Origin of the sequence: Nocardioides bigeumensis (genome assembly GCF_039531755.1) — a bacterium.
GTDB lineage: Bacteria > Actinomycetota > Actinomycetes > Propionibacteriales > Nocardioidaceae > Nocardioides > Nocardioides bigeumensis.
This window is the reverse complement of record NZ_BAAAQQ010000008.1, coordinates 84,854-104,310: the sequence shown is the minus strand read 5'-3', so window position 1 is coordinate 104,310 and position 19,457 is coordinate 84,854. Positions and strand designations below refer to the sequence as shown.

Annotated in this window: 19 protein-coding genes; 16 read left to right on the top strand and 3 right to left on the bottom strand. The window is 70.7% G+C overall.

From position 1 onward, the window contains the following. Positions 1-2 precede the first annotated feature (2 nt). Positions 3-629: a hypothetical protein gene (locus ABD295_RS08820; RefSeq protein ID WP_344303319.1), complete on the bottom strand. Its 627-nt coding sequence runs from the start codon at positions 627-629 to the stop codon at positions 3-5. A gap of 290 nt (positions 630-919) precedes the next feature. Between ABD295_RS08820 and pgsA the strand changes: the two genes are divergently transcribed. Continuing rightward, entirely contained in the window at positions 920-1,540 is a 621-nt protein-coding gene (pgsA, locus tag ABD295_RS08815) for a phosphatidylinositol phosphate synthase (RefSeq protein WP_344303318.1), read from the top strand. Here pgsA and ABD295_RS08810 read toward each other — a convergent pair. Further along, entirely contained in the window at positions 1,537-2,196 is a 660-nt protein-coding gene (locus tag ABD295_RS08810) for a hypothetical protein (RefSeq protein WP_344303317.1), read from the bottom strand. The genes pgsA and ABD295_RS08810 overlap by 4 nt on opposite strands. A gap of 65 nt (positions 2,197-2,261) precedes the next feature. Here ABD295_RS08810 and pdxS point away from each other — a divergent pair, with 65 nt between their 5' ends. The 12 genes from pdxS to ABD295_RS08750 all read left to right on the top strand — a co-directional run bounded on the left by pdxS (position 2,262) and on the right by ABD295_RS08750 (position 14,021). Further along, on the top strand, positions 2,262-3,191 hold the full coding sequence (pdxS, locus tag ABD295_RS08805; RefSeq protein ID WP_344303316.1) for a pyridoxal 5'-phosphate synthase lyase subunit PdxS: 930 nt from the start codon (positions 2,262-2,264) through the stop codon (positions 3,189-3,191). Between the two features lie 156 nt (positions 3,192-3,347). Further along, complete coding sequence (locus tag ABD295_RS08800) at positions 3,348-3,509, top strand: hypothetical protein (RefSeq protein ID WP_344303315.1); 162 nt, start codon at positions 3,348-3,350, stop codon at positions 3,507-3,509. Positions 3,510-3,643: 134 nt separating this feature from the next. Next, positions 3,644-4,249: a pyridoxal 5'-phosphate synthase glutaminase subunit PdxT gene (gene pdxT / locus ABD295_RS08795; protein ID WP_344303314.1), complete on the top strand. Its 606-nt coding sequence runs from the start codon at positions 3,644-3,646 to the stop codon at positions 4,247-4,249. Positions 4,250-4,286: 37 nt separating this feature from the next. Next, a complete protein-coding gene (locus ABD295_RS08790) occupies positions 4,287-5,060 on the top strand; it encodes a YebC/PmpR family DNA-binding transcriptional regulator (RefSeq protein WP_344303313.1) in 774 nt (257 codons plus the stop codon). A gap of 139 nt (positions 5,061-5,199) precedes the next feature. Next, complete coding sequence (ruvC, locus tag ABD295_RS08785; RefSeq protein WP_344303312.1) at positions 5,200-5,721, top strand: crossover junction endodeoxyribonuclease RuvC; 522 nt, start codon at positions 5,200-5,202, stop codon at positions 5,719-5,721. Further along, positions 5,718-6,329, top strand: a complete 612-nt coding sequence (gene ruvA / locus ABD295_RS08780; protein WP_344303311.1) for a Holliday junction branch migration protein RuvA — start codon at positions 5,718-5,720, stop codon at positions 6,327-6,329. Before ruvC ends, ruvA begins: the two co-directional genes overlap by 4 nt. A 4-nt stretch (positions 6,330-6,333) precedes the next feature. Beyond that, on the top strand, positions 6,334-7,440 hold the full coding sequence (gene ruvB, locus ABD295_RS08775; protein WP_344303310.1) for a Holliday junction branch migration DNA helicase RuvB: 1,107 nt from the start codon (positions 6,334-6,336) through the stop codon (positions 7,438-7,440). Positions 7,441-7,573: 133 nt separating this feature from the next. Next, complete coding sequence (yajC, locus tag ABD295_RS08770) at positions 7,574-7,930, top strand: preprotein translocase subunit YajC (RefSeq protein ID WP_344303309.1); 357 nt, start codon at positions 7,574-7,576, stop codon at positions 7,928-7,930. 1 nt (position 7,931) lies between these two features. After that, positions 7,932-9,800, top strand: coding sequence for a protein translocase subunit SecD (gene secD, locus ABD295_RS08765; RefSeq protein WP_344303308.1), 1,869 nt, complete (start codon positions 7,932-7,934; stop codon positions 9,798-9,800). Then, entirely contained in the window at positions 9,800-11,080 is a 1,281-nt protein-coding gene (gene secF, locus ABD295_RS08760; protein ID WP_344303307.1) for a protein translocase subunit SecF, read from the top strand. The genes secD and secF overlap by 1 nt, the downstream gene beginning before the upstream one ends. Positions 11,081-11,131: 51 nt before the next feature. Continuing rightward, the gene (locus ABD295_RS08755; RefSeq protein WP_344303341.1) at positions 11,132-11,668 is read left to right on the top strand and encodes an adenine phosphoribosyltransferase; all 537 of its coding nucleotides are present in this window, start codon (positions 11,132-11,134) and stop codon (positions 11,666-11,668) included. A 121-nt stretch (positions 11,669-11,789) separates the two neighbouring features. After that, positions 11,790-14,021: a RelA/SpoT family protein gene (locus ABD295_RS08750; RefSeq protein WP_344303340.1), complete on the top strand. Its 2,232-nt coding sequence runs from the start codon at positions 11,790-11,792 to the stop codon at positions 14,019-14,021. 81 nt (positions 14,022-14,102) lie between these two features. Here ABD295_RS08750 and ABD295_RS08745 read toward each other — a convergent pair whose 3' ends face one another. Next, positions 14,103-15,332: a DUF349 domain-containing protein gene (locus tag ABD295_RS08745; RefSeq protein WP_344303306.1), complete on the bottom strand. Its 1,230-nt coding sequence runs from the start codon at positions 15,330-15,332 to the stop codon at positions 14,103-14,105. Between the two features lie 167 nt (positions 15,333-15,499). On the opposite strand from ABD295_RS08745, the gene ABD295_RS08740 reads away from it, so the two are divergent. Genes ABD295_RS08740 through aspS form a run of 3 tightly spaced genes read left to right on the top strand, consistent with a single transcriptional unit; the run spans position 15,500 to position 19,375 of the window. Beyond that, positions 15,500-16,210 carry an MBL fold metallo-hydrolase gene (locus ABD295_RS08740; RefSeq protein WP_344303305.1) on the top strand — a complete coding sequence of 237 codons (711 nt, stop codon included), beginning with the start codon at positions 15,500-15,502 and terminating at the stop codon, positions 16,208-16,210. Positions 16,211-16,217: 7 nt separating this feature from the next. Next, positions 16,218-17,600, top strand: coding sequence for a histidine--tRNA ligase (gene hisS / locus ABD295_RS08735; RefSeq protein ID WP_344303304.1), 1,383 nt, complete (start codon positions 16,218-16,220; stop codon positions 17,598-17,600). Next, on the top strand, positions 17,597-19,375 hold the full coding sequence (gene aspS, locus ABD295_RS08730) for an aspartate--tRNA ligase (RefSeq protein WP_344303303.1): 1,779 nt from the start codon (positions 17,597-17,599) through the stop codon (positions 19,373-19,375). The genes hisS and aspS overlap by 4 nt, the downstream gene beginning before the upstream one ends. Positions 19,376-19,457 lie beyond the last annotated feature (82 nt).

Sequence of the window (19,457 nt, the reverse complement as noted above, 5' to 3'; positions counted from 1 at the left end):
GCTCAGCCGAGGCGGCGCTGCACGACCCCGAGGGCCTGGAGTGCCCGGCGGTCGAGCGTCGAGCTCTCCTTGAGGTTCGGGGAGGCGGCGACGACCGAGACGAAGACCCCGTCGTTGCAGCCTTCCGCGACGACGCGGGGGCTCTTGCGCCGGTTGCCCTCGTCGAAGGTGACGCCGCTCTGGGCGCCTTGCTCGGCCCCGTTGAGCTCGAAGACCCGGGACGCCAGGCCGCACGCCTCCCGGTCAGTGGCCGAGGTGCCGAGCTCGAGAGCCTTGCGGAAGACCGCGCGCCGGGCGGCATCGGACGGGCCCCCCTGCTCGGCGATGCTGCCGGCGTAGTCGGCAGCCCACTGCTGGGCCGACGTCACCGTCACCTCGACGAAGGTGGCCTCGTCGCCGGCTTCGAGGGACCAGCGGCAGACCTGGCTGTCCTCGAACTCGTCGAGGTCCTGCTCATAGGGCGTCTTCTCGCCCAGGAGGCTCTTGCGCTGCGCCGCGGTCAACGAGTCGCACACCGCTGTCGTCGCAGCGGGGGCGTCGCCGATGAACCCCAGGGTCCGGCCACCCACCAGGGCGGCCGAGGCCAGGGTCATCAGGACGGCGAGGGTGAAGGCACCCTTGAAAAGCATGGGTAAAAGCCTAGTGACCAAAGTCGGTCCCGTCCGTGGAACCGAGGCCCCAGGGATGGTCACTTCAGGTCAGATCCCATGGCCGATCGGCCATGGGAGCCGGCGGTCGACAAGGCCACTGGTGGGGCGATCGTCAGCCTGGATACCCCTGTGATACAGCCGGGCTGTCGGCTCGGCGCATGGTCCAGACAAACGTCGACTTCTGCGCGTGGCACTCCGAGCAGACGTCCTGACGCACATCCACCCCGTTCCCCCGCCGGTCGCACCGGCGGGGGTACCGTGCGGCCACCATGTTGTTGGACCGCTTCAAGACCTTCTGGCAGACCGTCGCGCTCGCGCCGTTCATCAAGCTCTTCCTCCGGCTCGGGATCAGCCCGGACGCCGTGACGCTGGTCGGCACGCTCGGCGTCAGCGTCGGCGCGCTCGTGTTCTTCCCGCAGGGGATGCTCTGGCAGGGCGTCCTGTTCATCACGGCGTTCGTCTTCAGCGACCTGATCGACGGCCAGATGGCCAGGACGATGGGACGCCAGGACCGCTTCGGGGCCTTCCTCGACTCGACCCTCGACCGCGTCGCCGACGCGGCGATCTTCGGCGGCCTCGCGCTGTACTTCGCGTGGCAGGCGGAGAGCCGCCTCTACCTCGTCCTGTGCCTGGTCGTCCTCGCGATGGGGGCCATCACGTCGTACGCACGGGCCAAGGCCGAGAGCATCGGCTTCGAGGCCAAGGTGGGCATCGCCGAGCGCCCCGACCGGCTCGTGGGGATCCTGGTCCCGACGTTCTTCGCCGATCTCCTCGACCTGCCGGTCCTGATGTACGTCGCCTTGTGGGCGCTCGCGATCGCGGCCACCGTCACCGTCGGGCAGCGGGTGTGGGTGGTGCGGCGCCAGGCGTTCGCCGAGGTCGGCCGCTAGCCCGGCTGTCCTGCCAGCCGCGCCTGGCCCTCCCGGAAGAACGCCAGCACCTCGTCGACGCCGCCGAGGTCGGCCATCGCGCGGGCGGCCCCGAACGGCTGGTTCCAGAAGTCGTCCTGCTCGGGCCGGGTCCAGGGCCCGACGTACGCGTAGGGCTCGGGCACGCCTCCGTCTCCCGGGGACACGCCGTAGTTGACCTCGTCGAGGCTCACGCCGACGTCGAAGTGCTCCGGCCACAGCACCGGCGGCTCGGCGGCCCCGAGGCCGCTCAGCGCGGAGGCACCGGTCGCAAGAGCGGCGATCAGCTCCCATGCCTGCGCCGGATCGACGTCGAGAGGGTCGTCGAGGCCCAGGTCGGGCTGGTCGGGGTACACGTCGGCGAGGCTCCTCGGTGACAGCCGCAGCGACTCCGCAAGGGTGCGTGACGTGTGCCCGGCCAAGCCGGTCTCCGCCCCGCCGGCGGCGACGACAGCGGCCCCGGTGAGCAGCAGCGCGGGATCGGCCACGGTCGAGACACCGGCGTCGTCCACGCGCAACCTGATGGTCCCGGAGGCGGCGTACTGCGGGCCGGCCAGCACGTACGTCGCCACCGCGTGCAGGCCCAGTCGGGTGCCTGGTCGGGTGCCCGGTCGGGTGCCTGGGCGGGTGGAGGTCATGGTGACACCTTCTCGCGTCCGGTCCCAGTTGGGGACTGCAGCCGTCTCAGCCCTACGATTGCGTCATGTCCGAGGCTGCACCCGTCACCCAGAACCCCACCGACCAGCCCACCGGCGAGACCGGCACCGCCCGCGTGAAGCGCGGCATGGCCGAGATGCTCAAGGGCGGCGTGATCATGGACGTGGTCACCCCCGAGCAGGCCAAGATCGCCGAGGACGCCGGCGCGGTGGCTGTCATGGCGCTCGAGCGCGTCCCCGCCGACATCCGCGCCCAGGGTGGTGTCAGCCGGATGAGCGACCCGGACATGATCGACGGGATCGTCGCGGCGGTGTCGATCCCGGTGATGGCGAAGGCCCGCATCGGCCACTTCGCCGAGGCGCAGGTGCTGCAGAGCCTGGGTGTCGACTACATCGACGAGTCCGAGGTGCTCACCCCGGCCGACTACGCCCACCACATCGACAAGTGGAGCTTCCGGGTGCCGTTCGTGTGCGGGGCCACCAACCTGGGCGAGGCGCTGCGCCGGCTCACCGAGGGTGCGGCCATGATCCGCAGCAAGGGCGAGGCCGGGACCGGCGACGTCTCCAACGCGGTCACGCACATGCGCACCATCCGCGGTGAGATCCGTCGGCTGCAGAGCCTGTCCGAGGACGAGCTGTACGTCGCGGCCAAGGACCTGCAGGCGCCCTACGAGCTGGTCGTCGAGGTGGCCCGCTTGGGCAAGCTCCCCGTGGTGCTCTTCACCGCCGGTGGCATCGCCACCCCGGCCGACGCCGCGATGATGATGCAGCTGGGCGCCGAGGGCGTCTTCGTCGGTTCGGGCATCTTCAAGTCCGGCAACCCGGCTGAGCGTGCCGCGGCCATCGTCAAGGCCACGACCTTCTTCGACGACCCCGACGTGGTCGCCAAGGTCAGCCGCGGCCTGGGCGAGGCGATGGTGGGCATCAACGTGGAGGCGATCCCCGCGCCCCACCGCCTCGCCGAGCGCGGTTGGTGACCCTGCCGAAGGGTCCGGCAAAACGGGCTCTGACCAGGGCTGATGGCCCATATGAACTATTTCCCGAAAAGTTTCAACTTTTCCGCGTCATCTCGCCCTAGGCTCGGCGTCTCCTCAACGACACTCGCTCCTCCCCCCGGATCGAAGGAGATTTCGATGAGCATCGTCGTCCTGCAAGCCCTCCTCGCGGCGTACGCCGTGATCACCTTCGGCGTCGCCCTGCGGATGCGCTCACGCGCTCGCACGGTCACGCTGGTGTTCCCCAGCGAGATCACCGAGACGGGTCGCCACGCCGCCCGTCGCCCGGTCCTCGTCTGAGAACTCACCCCACTTCCGCTCTCCACTGCGCCACGCTCTCCAGCTGCACGACGCCTGACACGTCGGCCCGATCGTCGGCGGCCATCCCGGGGCCGCCCCCGACCGGGCCACTGTCGCGTCTCTAGGCTGAACCGGTGTCTTCCCCGACCATCGGCGTGCTCGCCCTCCAGGGCGACGTGCGCGAGCACGTACGGACGCTCGGCCGCCTCGGCGCCGACGCCATCACCGTGCGTCGTCCGAGCGAGCTCGTGCGCTGCGACGGCCTGGTCCTCCCCGGCGGGGAGTCGACCACGATGGCCAAGCTCGCGCGCACCTTCGAGCTCCTCGAGCCGCTGCGTGAGCGGGTCGCCGCGGGGCTCCCGGTCTTCGGCACCTGCGCCGGGATGATCCTGCTGGCCGACCGGATCGTGGACGGCACGTCGGACCAGGAGACGATCGGCGGCCTCGACGTCACCGTCCGGCGCAACGCCTTCGGCCGCCAGGTCGACTCCTTCGAGACAGAGCTGGACTTCGCCGGGCTCGACGAGCCCGTGCACGCGGTCTTCATCCGGGCACCCTGGGTGGAGGCGGTCGGCGCGGGCGTCGAGGTGCTCAGCCGCGTGCCCGAGGGTCCGCATCTCGCCGCCGGTAGGATCGTCGGGGTCCGCCAGGGGCCGCTGATGGCGACCTCGTTCCACCCCGAGCTCGGGGGAGGAGACCGGATCCACGCCTTGTTCGTCGCCGCGGTGCGTCGAGCATGAGCGCCGCAGACTGAACGCGAAGGCAGAAGAGGAGCGCATGTCCGGCCACTCCAAGTGGGCGACCACGAAGCACAAGAAGGCCGTCATCGACGCCCGTCGCGGCAAGATGTTCGCCAAGCTCATCAAGAACATCGAGGTCGCGGCGCGCATGGGCGGTGGCGACCCGGGCGGCAACCCGACGCTGTACGACGCCATCCAGAAGGCCAAGAAGTCCTCGGTCCCCAACGACAACATCGACCGCGCGGTCAAGCGCGGGTCGGGTGCGGAGGCGGGCGGCGCCGACTACACCACGATCATGTACGAGGGCTACGGGCCCTCCGGCGTCGCGATGCTCATCGAGTGCCTGACCGACAACAAGAACCGCGCCGCGATGGAGGTCCGCACCGCCATGACGCGCAACGGCGGCTCGCTGGCCGACCCGGGCTCGGTGTCCTTCCTCTTCAACCGCAAGGGCGTCGTGCTCGTGCCGGTGGAGCAGGAGGGCCGGCGGGTCGACGAGGACGTCGTCCTGGAGGCCACCCTCGACGCGGGCGCCGAGGAGGTCAACGACCTCGGCGAGTCCTTCGAGGTCATCTCCGAGGCCACCGACCTGGTGGCCGTCCGCACCGCCCTGCAGGCGGCCGGGGTCGACTACGACTCCGCTGAGGCGCAGTTCGTGCCCGACATGCAGGTCGCGCTGGACCGCGACGGCGCGGGCAAGGTCTTCCGGCTGGTCGAGGCGCTCGAGGACCTCGACGACGTGCAGAACGTCTTCGCCAACTTCGACGTCCCCGACGACGTGATGGCCGAGCTCGAGGACGCGGACGCCTAGGTCGAGAGCCGGTGATCGAGCAGCGAGCGCAGCGAGCGGTCAGTCGAGACCCGCGTGTCGCCCCCGCACGGCGGCGTACGCCGGGATAGTTTCTCCCGAACAGGTGTTCGGACCGTCGACGGCGAAGGGTGAGACGCAGATGCGCGTGCTCGGGATCGACCCGGGGCTGACCCGCTGCGGCCTCGGCGTCGTCGAGGGCTCGGTGGGGCGGCCGCTGACGCTCGTGGACGTCAACGTCCTGCGCACCAGCGCCGACCGGCCGGTCGCGGAGCGGCTGGTGACCATCGAGCGCGGCATCGACGCCTGGCTCGACGAGTTTAGCCCCGACGCGGTCGCGGTGGAGCGGGTCTTCGCGCGGTCGGACTCCAGCACGATCATGGGCACCGCGCAGGCCAGCGGCATCGCCATGGTGTGCGCCGCCCGACGCGGGCTGCCGATCGCCCTCCACACGCCGTCGGAGGTCAAGGCGGCGGTGTCGGGCAGCGGCCGGGCCGACAAGGCGCAGGTGGGCGCGATGGTCACCCGGATCCTGCGGCTCGACGCCCTTCCCAAGCCGGCCGACGCCGCCGACGCGCTGGCCCTGGCCATCACCCACATCTGGCGAGGCGGGGCGCAGGCGCGCATCGACGCCGCGCTGGCCCGACACGGGAGCACCCGATGATCGCCTTCGTCCGTGGCGAGGTCGCCGACCTGACCCTCACCAGCGCCGTGCTGGCCGTGGGAGGCGTCGGCCTCGAGCTGCAGTGCACCCCCGCCACCCTGGCCACGCTGCGCGTCGGTCAGCAGGCGACGCTGCCGACCAGCATGGTCGTCCGCGAGGACTCGCTCACCCTCTTCGGCTTCCTCGACGACGACGAGAAGGCGGTCTTCGAGCTCGTGCAGACCGCCAGCGGGGTGGGTCCCAAGCTGGCGCAGTCGGTGCTCGCCGTGCTCCCGCCCGACGCCCTGCGCACAGCGGTGGCCCACGAGGACGTCAAGACACTGACCAAGGTGCCCGGCATCGGCCAGAAGGGCGCCCAGCGCATCATCCTGGACCTCAAGGACCGGCTCGGTGCCCCGCGTGGCGGCGCCAGGGCAGCCTTCGCGCCCGCAGCAGCGGACGCCTGGCGCGCTCAGGTCCACGAGGCCCTCGTCGGGCTCGGCTGGTCGGCCAAGGACGCCGACCGGGCCGTCGACGCCGTGGCCGCCGACCTGCCCGCCGACCAGCCCGCCCCCAGCGACGTCGCGGTGCTGCTGCGCGCCGCCCTCCGCACCCTGAGCAAGGCCTGACGTGATGGGTGCCAACCGTCGGTCCGAGAGCCCGTCCGAGGACTACCTCGAGGCGGTCGAGGAGGAGCACCTGCGCAGCCTCACCGCCGCCGAGGCCGAGGGCGACGAGCGCACCATCGAGGCCGCGCTGCGACCGCGGTCCCTCGACGAGGTGGTGGGGCAGGTCCGCGTCCGCGAGCAGCTGGGTCTGGTGCTCGAAGCCGCGCGGCAGCGGGAGCGTCCACCCGACCACGTGCTGCTCTCCGGCCCACCCGGCCTGGGCAAGACCACCCTCGCGATGATCATCGCCCACGAGATGAGCGTGCCGCTGCGGCTGACCAGCGGCCCGGCCATCACCCACGCGGGCGACCTCGCCGCGATCCTGTCCGGCCTCAACGACGGTGACGTCCTCTTCGTCGACGAGATCCACCGCATGTCGCGGCCCGCCGAGGAGATGCTCTACATGGCGATGGAGGACTTCCGGGTCGACGTCGTCATCGGCAAGGGTCCGGGGGCGACCGCGATCCCGCTCGAGATCCCGCCGTTCACGCTGGTCGGCGCCACCACGAGGGCCGGTCTGCTGCCCGGTCCGCTGCGCGACCGCTTCGGGTTCACCGCGCACCTGGAGTTCTACGAGCCCGGCGAGCTCGACCAGATCGTGCACCGCTCGGCCAGGCTCCTCGACGTACCCGTCGAACCCCGCGGGACCACTGAGATCGCCTCCCGGTCGCGGGGCACTCCGCGCATCGCCAACCGGCTGCTGCGACGGGTCCGCGACTTCGCGCAGGTGCGCGCGGACGGTGTCGTGACGCTGACCGTCGCTCGCCAGGCGCTGGAGCTCTACGAAGTCGACGAGTCCGGTCTCGACCGCCTCGACCTCGCGGTCCTGGACGCCCTCTGCACGCGTTTCGGGGGAGGCCCGGTCGGTGTCTCGACCCTCGCCGTCGCCGTCGGCGAGGAGCGGGAGACCGTCGAGGAGGTGGCCGAGCCGTTCCTCGTGCGCATGGGCCTGCTGGCGCGTACCCCGCGCGGCCGGGTCGCGACGCCTGCCGCGTGGCGGCACCTCGGGCTGGCGGTGCCGGCGCGCGAGCCACGCGCCGACGGCCCGGACCCGACCCTGTTCGAGGAGTGATCGACGACCCCTGACGATGGGGTGAGGACACCGAATCGGGTGGCGGGGGCCCCGCGCGTACACTTCACCGTTGGCCGGGCCGCCAGGACATGCGCCCGCGCATCAGAACCTTCTGCGCTCGAGGAGTACTGCCGTGCCGGAGCTCGCCTCCACCCTGCTGCCCTTGGCGGCCATCTTCCTGGTCTTCTGGTTGCTGATCATCCGACCCCAGCAGCGCCGCCAGAGGGCGCTCCAGGACCTGCGCCGCTCGTTGGCGCCCGGAGACCGGGTCATGCTGACCAGCGGCATCTTCGGGACGCTCGTCAGCAGCGAGGGAGACCGGGCCACCGTCGAGATCGCCCCCGGCACGGTGATCGAGATCGCCTCCGGGGCGGTCGCCTCCGTCGAGCACGACGTCACCTCCGAGCCCGCTGAGGCAGCCGACGAGGTCGACGGGGTCGACGAGGACGCGCACGCCGACGACGGCACCGAGCCGCGCGAGGGGCGCTGAGGTGGCCAGGTCCAGCGTCACCCGAGCCGGCCGCACGCTGGTCGCGTTCTTCTCCGTCCTCGCCGTCCTCTACGGCCTCGTGGCCCTGGCCGGCAGCTGGACGCCCGAGCTCGGTCTCGACCTCCAGGGCGGCACCCGCATCACCCTGATCGCCAAGGACGGCGCGAACACCACGCCGGAGAACCTCGAGGAGGCCCGGCGGATCCTCGAGCAGCGCGTCAACGGCTCCGGTGTGACCGAGGCCGAGGTCTCCACGCAGGGCAACCGCTTCATCGTGGTCGAGGTGCCCGGCCAGAGCCGGCGCGACCTGGTCGAGACCATCAAGCGGCAGGCACAGCTGCGCTTCCGCGTGGTCGCCCAGTCCGCCAACGGCACCGCCATCCCGTCCAGCACGGCCGATCCCAGTGACGGGTCGAGCGCCGAGCCCAGCGACATCCCCTCCGAGCCGGTGGTGACGATCGCCCCGTCGGAGTCGGCGTCGCCCGGGGAGCCCAAGGAGACCAAGACCCCGAAGTCGTCCTCCTCGCCCAAGAACCGCGCCCCGTTCACCGCCGACCAGGAGCAGGCCACTGACGGGGCGACGGAGTCGCCGAGCTTCGACGCCACTTCGCTGCCCGGCGAGCAGTCGACCGAGTCCCCCGGTGCCGGCAACGGCTCCGAGGGTGCGACGGACGGCGCCACCGACGAGCCGACCGAGACCCCGACCGAGACGCCAACTGACGGGGCCTCAGGGGCTCCGAGCATCGACGACCCGCTGAACTGGGTGCTCAACCCCGACGAGGAGTCGCTGGCGGCGTTCAACGCGTTCTCCTGTCCGCCGCCCGGTCAGGCGCCCGAGGTCGACGACGACCCCGACAAGCCGCTGGTCACCTGCGACGAGAACGGCACGAAGTACCTCCTCTCGGTCGCGATGGTCGAGGGCACCCAGCTCACGGACGCCGGCCTGCGTCCGCCGACGCAGACGAGCGTCGAGTACGCCGTGCAGCTGCAGTTCAACGACGAGGGGTCCGACGAGTTCGGGCGCATCTCCGACGCTCTCTACGGCACCCAGCGGCAGTTCGCGATCGTCCTCGACGGCGAGGTCATCTCCGCGCCGACGATGAACGCCCCGATCCACAACGGCTCCGCCGAGATCACCGGACAGTTCACCGAGGCCGAGGCGCGCGACCTCGCCAACAGCCTCAAGTTCGGCGCCCTGCCGATCCAGTTCGAGTCCGACCCGCCGGTCGAGACCGTCGGGCCGTCCCTGGCCGGCAACCAGCTCTCCGCCGGCATCCTCGCCGGGCTCATCGGCCTCGGTGCCGTCATGCTCTACTGCCTGGTCTACTACCGCGGGCTCGGCCTGGTGGTCCTGGCGTCCCTGATGGTCGCCGCGGCCATGACCTACGCCCTGGTGCTGCTGCTCAGCGAGACCGCAGGCTTCACGCTCTCGCTGCCGGGCATCGCCGGGCTGATCGTCGCGGTCGGCATCACAGCCGACTCCTTCGTCGTCTACTTCGAACGCATCCGTGACGAGATGCGCGACGGCAAGTCCATGCGCGTCGCGGTCGAGACCGGCTGGGCCCGCGCCCGGAACACCTGCCTGGCCGCGGACGCGGTGTCGCTGCTCGCCGCGGTCGTGCTCTACATCTTCGCGGCGGGTGTCGTGAAGGGCTTCGCGTTCGCCCTGGGCATCTCGACCCTGATCGACCTCGCGGTCTTCTTCTGGTTCACGCACCCGATGTTGACCTTCCTGGCGCGCTTCAAGTTCTTCAACTCGGGGCACCGCCTGTCCGGTCTGTCGGCCGAGACGCTCGGTGTCGACCGGCTACCGAGCAACCGGGACGGCCGGTCCGGCTCCGATCGCGACCTCGTGGGAGGGAGGGCCTGATGGGCAAGTTCTCACGCCTCGGCAACGATCTCTACGAAGGCCGCGTCTCGGTCGACTTCGTCGGCAAGCGCTGGCTCTGGTACGCCATCTCGGCCGTCTTGATCGCGGTGTCGGTCTTCGGCCTGGTCGGCAAGGGCCTCGACATGGGCATCGAGTTCACCGGCGGCGCGGAGTTCCGCGTCACCCTGCCCAGCGACCAGGTCACGCAGGACACGGCCGACCAGCTGCGTGAGGACGTGGCCGCGACCGGGGTGGAGGCGGCCGGCTCTCCTGTCGTCACGACGTCCGGCAACGAGGCCGTGCTCGTCCAGACCGAGGCGCTCGACGACGAGGGCAGCGACCTGGTCGTCGAGGCGATCCTCGCATCGACCGGGGCGAGTCCGGACGACCTCTCCCAGTCCGAGCTCGGCGCGAGCTGGGGCCGCGAGATCGCCGAACGATCACTGATCGGTCTGGTCGTCTTCCTGGTGCTCGTCGTCCTCTTCATCTGGGCGTACTTCCGCGAGTGGAAGATGTCCGTGGCCGCCCTGGTGGCGCTCGCGCACGACATGCTGATCACCGTCGGCGTCTACACCCTCTCCGGCTTCGAGGTGACCCCGGCGACGGTGACCGGTCTGCTCACCATCCTCGGCTTCTCGCTCTACGACACCGTCGTGGTCTTCGACAAGGTCCGCGAGAACACCAATAACCTCCGCAAGACCCGGATGACCTACGCGGAGGCCGCCAACCTCGCCGTCAACCAGACCCTGGTCCGCTCGATCAACACCTCGATCGTGGCGCTGATCCCGGTCGGCGCGATCCTCTACGTCGGTGTCTTCCAGCTCGGCTCCGGCTCCCTCAAGGATCTGGCCCTGGCCCTCTTCGTCGGCATGGCCGTGGGCCTGTACTCGTCGGTCTTCATCGCGACCCCGCTGCTCGTGCACCTCAAGGGCATGGAGAAGAGCGTCCAGGAGAGCGACCGGCGCGCCCAGGTCCGGCGTCGTCACGACGCCGACCGCTACGCCTCGGTGCCGACCTACCGCGACGACGCGCCGGTCCAGGCCGACCCCGATGCGCTCGAAGGCCTCGAGGACGACGACTCGTGGCGGCGCCCCGACCGTGATGCCGTGCCCGCCTCCCCGGGCGGCACCGCGCCCCGACCTGGCCGGCCGGACGCGCGCCCCGACGAGCCCGGCCGGGGCCGCGTCGTACCTCCGGCGCACGGTCCGGTGAAGGAATCGCGCTCGGCCGGACGCGTGCAGCCGACCAGGCAGAGCCGGTCCAAGCGCGGCAAGAAGTGAGCAACCCAGGTGAGCAACCCATGAGCAACCCATGAGCAACCCATGAGCAACATGGAGAGGGCGCAGCAGGCGCTGGCCCGGCTCGTCGTCGACGTGTCCGACTTCCCGCAGAAGGGCATCGTCTTCAAGGACATCACCCCGTTGCTCGCCGACGCCGACGGGCTGGCCGCCGTGGTGTCCGCGCTCGCCGACGCGGGCCGTGACGGCGGCGAGGTCGTCGTCGACAAGGTCGTCGGCATGGAGTCGCGCGGCTTCATCCTCGGCGCACCCGTCGCGGTCGAGCTGGGCACCGGGTTCGTGCCGGTGCGCAAGGCGGGCAAGCTGCCGAGGGCGACGCACACCGTGGCCTACGACCTCGAGTACGGCGACGCCACGCTCGAGATCCACCAGGACGCGGTCGCACCGGGGGAGCGGGTGCTGCTGATCGACGACGTGCTGGCCACCGGCGGCACCCTCGCCGCGACCCGCCAGCTGGTCGAGGCGTGCGGCGGCGACGTGGTCGCGGTCGCGATGCTCATGGAGCTCACCTTCCTGCCGGGTCGCGGCGCCGTCGGGAACCTGCCGTTCACCGTCCTGATGACGGTCTGAGCCTCCGGGCCGTCGCCCCCCAGCCAACTAGACTGGACAGGTGACAGAGGAGCGCACGGAGGAGCGGCCGGCTGAGGCCGTCCGCGAGCCTGCGCCCGAGGTCGCCACCAGTGCCCGGGGCATGCGTGCGCGCCTCGCTCGCATCGGCACCAAGAGCCAGCCGGGCAACCCGGTGCTCGAGCCGCTCTTCAACGCGGTCCGGACCAACCACCCGAAGGCCGACCTGTCGCTGCTGGAGCGCGCCTACCTCACCGCCGAGCAGATGCACGGCACCCAGATGCGCAAGAGCGGCGACCCCTACATCACCCACCCGCTCGCCGTCACCACGATCCTCGCCGACATCGGCATGACCGAGCCGACGCTGGTCGCCGCGCTGCTGCACGACACGGTCGAGGACACGCCGTACACCCTCGAGCAGCTCACCAAGGACTTCGGCGCCGAGGTGGCCGCACTCGTCGACGGCGTGACCAAGCTGGACAAGGTCGAGTACGGCGACGGCGCCGAGGCAGAGACCATCCGCAAGATGATCGTCGCGATGTCGCGCGACATCCGGGTCCTGGTCATCAAGCTCGCCGACCGGCTCCACAACATGCGGACCCTGCGCTACGTGCGCCGCGAGTCCCAGGAGCGCACGGCCCGGCAGACCCTCGACATCTATGCGCCGCTGGCCCACCGCCTCGGCATGAACACGCTCAAGTGGGAGCTCGAGGACCTCGCGTTCGCGACCCTGCACCCCAAGATCTACGACGAGATCGTGCGCCTGGTCGCCGAGCGCGCCCCGTCGCGCGACCGGTTCCTGGCCGAGGTCATCGAGCAGGTCGAGCAGGACCTCCGCGACGCCAAGGTGAAGGCCACCGTCACCGGCCGGCCGAAGCACTACTACTCGATCTACCAGAAGATGATCCTTGGCGGCCGCGGCTTCTCCGACATCTACGACCTGGTCGGCATCCGGGTCCTCGTCGACGACGACCGCGACTGCTACTCCGTGCTCGGCGTCCTCCACTCGCGGTGGAACCCCATCCTGGGCAGGTTCAAGGACTTCATCGCGATGCCGAAGTTCAACATGTACCAGTCGCTGCACACGACGGTCATGGGCCCGCACGGCAAGCCGGTCGAGATGCAGATCCGGACCTACTCCATGCACCGGCGTGCGGAGTACGGCGTCGCGGCGCACTGGAAGTACAAGGAGGACGCCCGCAAGGGCATCGACACCGACCGGTCCGCCGACCACGACGACATGTCGTGGGTCCGCCAGCTGCTCGACTGGCAGAGCGAGGTCGACGACCCGGGGGAGTTCCTGGAGTCCCTGCGCTTCGAGATCAACCGCGCCGAGGTCTACGTCTTCACGCCACGCGGCGAGGTCAAGGCGCTGCCCCTCGGAGCGACGCCGGTGGACTTCGCGTACGCCGTGCACACCGAGGTCGGCCACCGCACCATCGGCGCCCGGATCAACGGGCGGTTGGTGTCGCTGGAGTCACCCCTCGACAACGGCGACGTCGTCGAGGTGTTCACCTCGAAGTCCCCGACCGCCGGCCCGTCGCGCGACTGGCTGACCTTCGTCAAGTCGCAGCGCGCGCGGTCGAAGATCCGCCAGTACTTCACCAAGGAGCGGCGCGAGGAGGCCATCGAGCAGGGCAAGGACCAGATCGTCAAGCTGATGCGCAAGGAGGGCATGGCCCTCAAGCGGGTGATGACCCACGAGTCGCTCACCCTGGTGGCCCAGCACTTCAAGCTCGCCGACGTCTCCGCCCTCTACTCCTCCGTCGGTGAGGGCAACATCAGCGCCCAGGCCGTCGTACGCCGGGTGATCGACCTCCACGGCGGTGACGACGGCGCCGCCGAGGACCTGAGCGAGGGCGTCACCATCACCGGCCGTCGCGGCCGCAGCAAGGTCGCCGCGGGCGGCGACGCGGGCGTCGTGGTCAAGGGTGCCTCCGACGTGTGGGCCAAGCTCGCCAAGTGCTGCGCGCCGGTGCCGCCGGACCCGATCCTGGGCTTCGTCACCAAGGGAGGCGGGGTCTCCGTGCACCGCAAGGACTGCACCAACGCAGCCTCCCTCAACGCACAGCCCGAGCGGGTCCTCGAGGTCGAGTGGGCCCCGACCAGCTCGTCGACGTACCTCGTCAACATCCAGGTCGAGGCCCTCGACCGGGCCCGCCTGCTCTCCGACATCACCATGGCGCTCTCGGACGCCCACGTGAACATCCTCAGCGCCCAGCTGAACACCACCCGCGACCGCGTCGCCAAGAGCCGCTTCTCCTTCGAGATGGCCGATGCGTCGCACCTGGACTCGGTGATCGCAGCCGTGCGCGGGGTCAACGGCGTCTTCGACGTCTACCGCGTGACTCAGTAGCTCACCCTCGGTGGTCGAGCAGCGAGCTTGCGAGCGGATCGTCTCGACTCACCGGTCGCGACATCGTCCCTCAGGCGGCAGTCACCCGGAGAACTCGTCCGATGCTCGACGGGCCATGTCGAGGAAGGCCTGGCGGGAGGCGAGGTTGTCCTCGATCGACTTGATCTTCCGCTCGTCACCTGTGGCGCGGGCCTTGTCGAGGTCGGCCTGGATGTCGGCGATGGCGGCCTCGAGCTTGGAGACCATGTCGTCGGCCCGGCGCGACTTCTCCGGGTCGCTGCGGCGCCACTGCTCCTCCTCGACCGAGCGGATGGCCTGCTCGACCTTCCGGAGGCGGCCCTCGAGGTCCTTCATCTGGTCACGGGGGACCTTGCCGGCGGCGTCCCACTTCTCGGCGATGTCGCGGAAGGCTCGCTTGGCGGTCTCGAGGTCGGTGACGGGGACGAGGGCCTCGGCCTGCGTGAGAAGCTCGCGCTTCACCTCGGCGTTGGCGGCGAACTCCTCGTCGAGCGCGGCGTTGGCGGCGTCCCGGGCGCCGAAGAAGGTGTCCTGCGCCCCGCGGAACCGTTTCCACAGCGCGTCGTCGACCTCGCGCGGGGCGGGGCCCGCAGCCTTCCAGTCGCGCATGAGGTCCCTGTAGGCCGAGGCGGTGGGACCCCAGTCGGTCGAGGTCGCGAGCGCCTCGGCCTGCTTGGCCAGCCGCTCCTTGACCACCTTGGCGCCCTCGCGGCGCTCGGACTGCTCGGAGAAGTGTGCCTTGCGGCGGCGTGTGTAGGTCGTCCGAGCGCTGGAGAACCGCTTCCAGAGGGCGTCGTCGGTAGCGCGGTCGATGCGCGGCAGCGCCTTCCACTGGTCGAGCAGCTCGCGCATCCGGGTCACGCCGTTGCGCCAGTCCTGCGAGCCGGACAGCTTCTCGGCCTCGGCGACGATGGCCTCCTTGGCGATCTTGCTGTCCGCAGCGGCTTTGGCGCGCTCCTCCTTGCGGGCGAGGCGCTGGCCGGCGATCACCGGCCCCAGCGAGTCCAGCCGGCCGAGCAGTGACTGGAGGTCCCCGACAGCGTTGGCCTCGGCCACCTGGCCGCGGACCGCGCGCACCGTCGCGGTGGCCTCGTCGGGGGACAGCCGTCCGGCACGCACGCGCTGCTCGAGCAGCCCGACCTCGGTCTCGAGCGCGGCGTACCGCTCGGTGTAGAAGGTCAGGGCCTCTTCGGCCGTGCCCTCGGGGTACTGGCCGACGGGGCGCTCGCCGTCCGCGGTGCGGACGTAGACCGTCCCGTCGTCATCGACGCGGCCCCACTCGTGGCTCGTCACAAGACAATCCTTTGGTCGCTCGGCCTGGTCGGGCCGGGTGGCATGCAACTACGGCACAGGGAGCCCGTCTTGGGTCGAGACCGGCTCCGAGCCACACATCCTAGGAGGAGGACGCTTGCGCATGAGGCGGGCGGCCCGCTCGTGAGCCCGCTCGCTAGGCTTCCGGGGTGTTCATCGCCGGCTTCCCCGCAGGTCCGTGGGGCACCAACTGCTTCGTCGTGGCGACCGCGCCCGGCGCGGAGTGCGTGGTGGTCGACCCCGGCAAGGACGCCGCCCCCGGCATCGCCGACGTGGTCAGGGAGCACCGGCTGAAGCCGGTGGCCGTGCTGCTCACCCACGGGCACCTCGACCACATGTGGAGCGTCACGCCCGTGTCCGGGACGTACGACGCCACCGCCTGGATCCACCCGGGCGACCGGCACCTGCTCACCGATCCGATGCGGGGCCTGTCCCCCGAGACGGCCCAGATGCTGCTCGGTCAGCGGCTGACGTTCGTCGAGCCCGACCGGGTCGAGGAGCTCGCAGACGGGGTGACGGTGTCGTTGGCCGGCCTCGACTTCGTCGTCGACCACACGCCCGGGCATACCGAGGGATCGGTCGCCTTCCGCACGCCGTACGACGCCGACGACGTCTCGGAGGTCATGTTCTCCGGTGACCTGCTCTTCCAGGGCTCCATCGGCCGGACGGACCTCCCGGGCGGCGACCACCCCACGATGCTGCGCAGCCTCACCGAGAAGGTGCTGCCCCTCGCCGACGACATCGTGGTGCTTCCCGGGCACGGCGACCAGACGACCATCGGTCGCGAGCGCGCGACCAACCCCTACCTGCTCGAGCTCCTCGACACCGGAGCCGCAGGTCGGACGACCCGAGGACTCTGACTCACGCATGGCCACCAAGATCAGCCCGCTCAGCGGGTTCCCCGAGCTGCTGCCCGCCGACCGTGTCGTCGAGCGCGAGGTCATCGACTCGCTCTCGCGCACCTTCGAGCTGCACGGCTTCGCCAACATCGAGACCCGCGTCGTCGAGCCCCTCGATCGGCTCGCCAAGGGCGGGGAGATCGACAAGGAGATCTACGTCCTGCGCCGGCTGCAGGCCGAGGGCGCCGACGACAACACGGGTTGGGGGCTCCACTACGACCTGACCGTGCCGTTCGCCCGCTACGTCCTCGAGCACGCGGGACACCTGGAGTTCCCGTTCCGGCGGTTCCAGATCCAGCCGGCGTGGCGTGGTGAGCGCCCTCAGGAGGGCCGCTACCGGCAGTTCCTGCAGGCCGACGTCGACATCGTCGGTCGCGACGAGCTGCCGTTCCACCACGACGTCGAGGTGATGCGCGTGATGGTCGAGGCGCTGGACGCGTTGCCGTTGCCTCCGATGAGCTTCCAGTTCAACAACCGCAAGCTCATCCAGGGGTTCTACCGCGGTCTCGGCCTGCCTGACGTGACCGCCGCGATCCGCACCATCGACAAGCTCGACAAGCTGCCGGCGGAGACGGTCGCCGAGCTGCTGGAGGATGCCGGGGCCAGTGCGGAGCAGGCTGCCCGCTGCCTCGAGCTCGCCACTATCCGCACCCCCGACGCGTCGTTCGTCGACCGGGTGCGCTCCCTCGGCGTCGAGGACGAGCTGCTCGACCAGGGCCTGCACGAGCTCGCTGCCGTCATCGAGGGCTGCGCGGCCGGTGATCACAGGGGAGGCCACCGCAAGGTCACCGTCGAGGCCAACCTGCGCATCGCGCGCGGCCTCGACTACTACACCGGCACCGTCGTCGAGATCTTCATGGAGGGCTACGAGCGCCTCAAGTCCGCCGGCGGGGGAGGGCGCTACGACGCGCTCGCGAGCGACGGGCGAACGACCTACCCGGGTGTCGGCGTCTCCTTCGGCGTGTCGCGCACGCTGGTGCCCCTGCTCGCCGAAGGGGTGCTCACCGGGAGTCGCTCGGTGCCGAGCGCGGTGCTCGTCGCCGTCACGGACGAGGACTCCCGTGCTGTCAGCAGCGCGGCCGCGGCGGCACTCCGGGCCCACGGCGTACCCACCGAGGTGGCTGCGTCGGCGCAGAAGTTCGGCAAGCAGATCAGGACCGCCGAGCGTCGCGGCATCCCCTATGTGCTCTTCCCGCAGGCCGACGGAACCCACCAGGTCAAGGACATCCGCACCGGTGACCAATGGGACGTGGACCCCGCGACCTGGACCCCACCCGCCGAGGACCTGCACCCGCGGGTCGTCGCAGCTCGAACGACCACCAGCACCGACGATGGAGATGAGTCACCTTGATCCGCACCCACGACGCCGGCGCGCTTCGCGCCGAGCACGCCGGCCAGACCGTCACCCTCGCGGGGTGGGTCGCGCGCCGGCGGGACCACGGTGGGGTCGCGTTCCTCGACCTGCGCGAGGCGAGCGGAGTCGTCCAGGTCGTCGTGCGCGACGAGGCGGTCGCCCACAGCCTGCGCAGCGAGTACTGCCTCAAGATCACCGGGGAGGTCGCGCTGCGCCCGCAGGGCAACGCCAACCCCAACCTGCCCACCGGTGAGATCGAGGTGATCACCGCCGACCTCGAGGTGCTGAGCGCGTCGGCCCCGCTGCCGTTCCCCATCGACGAGCACGTGGAAGTGGGGGAGGAGGCCCGGCTGAAGCACCGCTACCTCGACCTGCGCCGCAGCGGCCCCAACAGCGCGCTTCGCTTGCGCAGCAAGGTCAACAAGGCCGCGCGGGACGTGCTCGACGACCAGGGGTTCGTCGAGATCGAGACGCCGACCCTGACCCGCAGCACCCCCGAGGGCGCTCGAGACTTCCTGGTCCCGGCACGCCTGCAGCCGGGCAGCTGGTACGCCCTGCCGCAGAGCCCGCAGCTCTTCAAGCAGCTGTTGATGGTGGCCGGCATGGAGCGCTACTTCCAGATCGCCCGCTGCTACCGCGACGAGGACTTCCGGGCCGACCGCCAGCCCGAGTTCACCCAGCTCGACATCGAGATGAGCTTCGTCGAGCAGGACGACGTCATCGCCGTCGCCGAAGAGGTGCTCGTCGCCCTGTGGGCGCTGATCGGCCACGACGTCCCGACGCCGCTGCCGCGGATGACGTACGCCGAGGCGATGGCGCGCTACGGCTCCGACAAGCCCGACCTGCGCATGGGTCTCGAGCTCGTCGAGTGCACCGACTACTTCAAGGACACACCGTTCCGGGTCTTCCAGGCGCCGTACGTCGGCGCGGTGGTCATGCCGGGCGGGGCCTCGCAACCCCGCAAGCAGCTCGACGCGTGGCAGGAGTGGGCCAAGCAGCGCGGCGCCCGCGGGCTTGCCTACGTGCTCGTCCAGGAGGACGGCGAGCTCGGGGGACCGGTGGCCAAGAACCTCAGCGAGGAGGAGCGTGCCGGCCTCGCCGCCCACGTCGGCGCGCAGCCCGGTGACTGCGTCTTCTTCGCTGCCGGCCCGGTCAAGAGCAGCCGTGCGCTGCTAGGTGCCGCACGTCTGGAGATCGGCCGTCGAGGCGGGCTCATCGACGAGTCCGCGTGGAGCTTCCTCTGGGTCGTCGACGCGCCGCTCTTCGAGCCCGCCGACGAGGCCACGGCGGCAGGCGACGTCGCCGTCGGGTCCGGGGCCTGGACGGCTGTCCACCATGCCTTCACCTCGCCGCAGGACCTCGACTCCTTCGACTCCGATCCGGGCAACGCCCTGGCCTGGGCCTACGACATCGTCTGCAACGGCAACGAGATCGGCGGCGGCTCGATCCGTATCCACCGCGACGACGTGCAGCGTCGCGTCTTCAAGGTGATGGGGATCGGCGAGGACGAGGCCCAGGAGAAGTTCGGCTTCCTCCTCGACGCGTTCAAGTACGGCGCGCCGCCCCACGGTGGCATCGCCTTCGGCTGGGACCGCATCGTCGCCCTGCTCGCCGGCACCGAGTCGATCCGCGACGTCATCGCCTTCCCCAAGTCCGGGGGCGGGTTCGACCCCTTGACCTCTGCGCCCGCCCCGATCACGCCAGAGCAGCGCAAGGAGGCCGGCGTCGACGCCAAGCCTTCCTCGCCTGTGGAGTCCCCAGCCTCGCGGTGACGTGCGCCGGGCCGTGCCCGCGTGGATGCCCCCTCCGTAGGGGTGGGCACGTACCTGCGAGTAGCCCGGGAGCCGTCCGCCC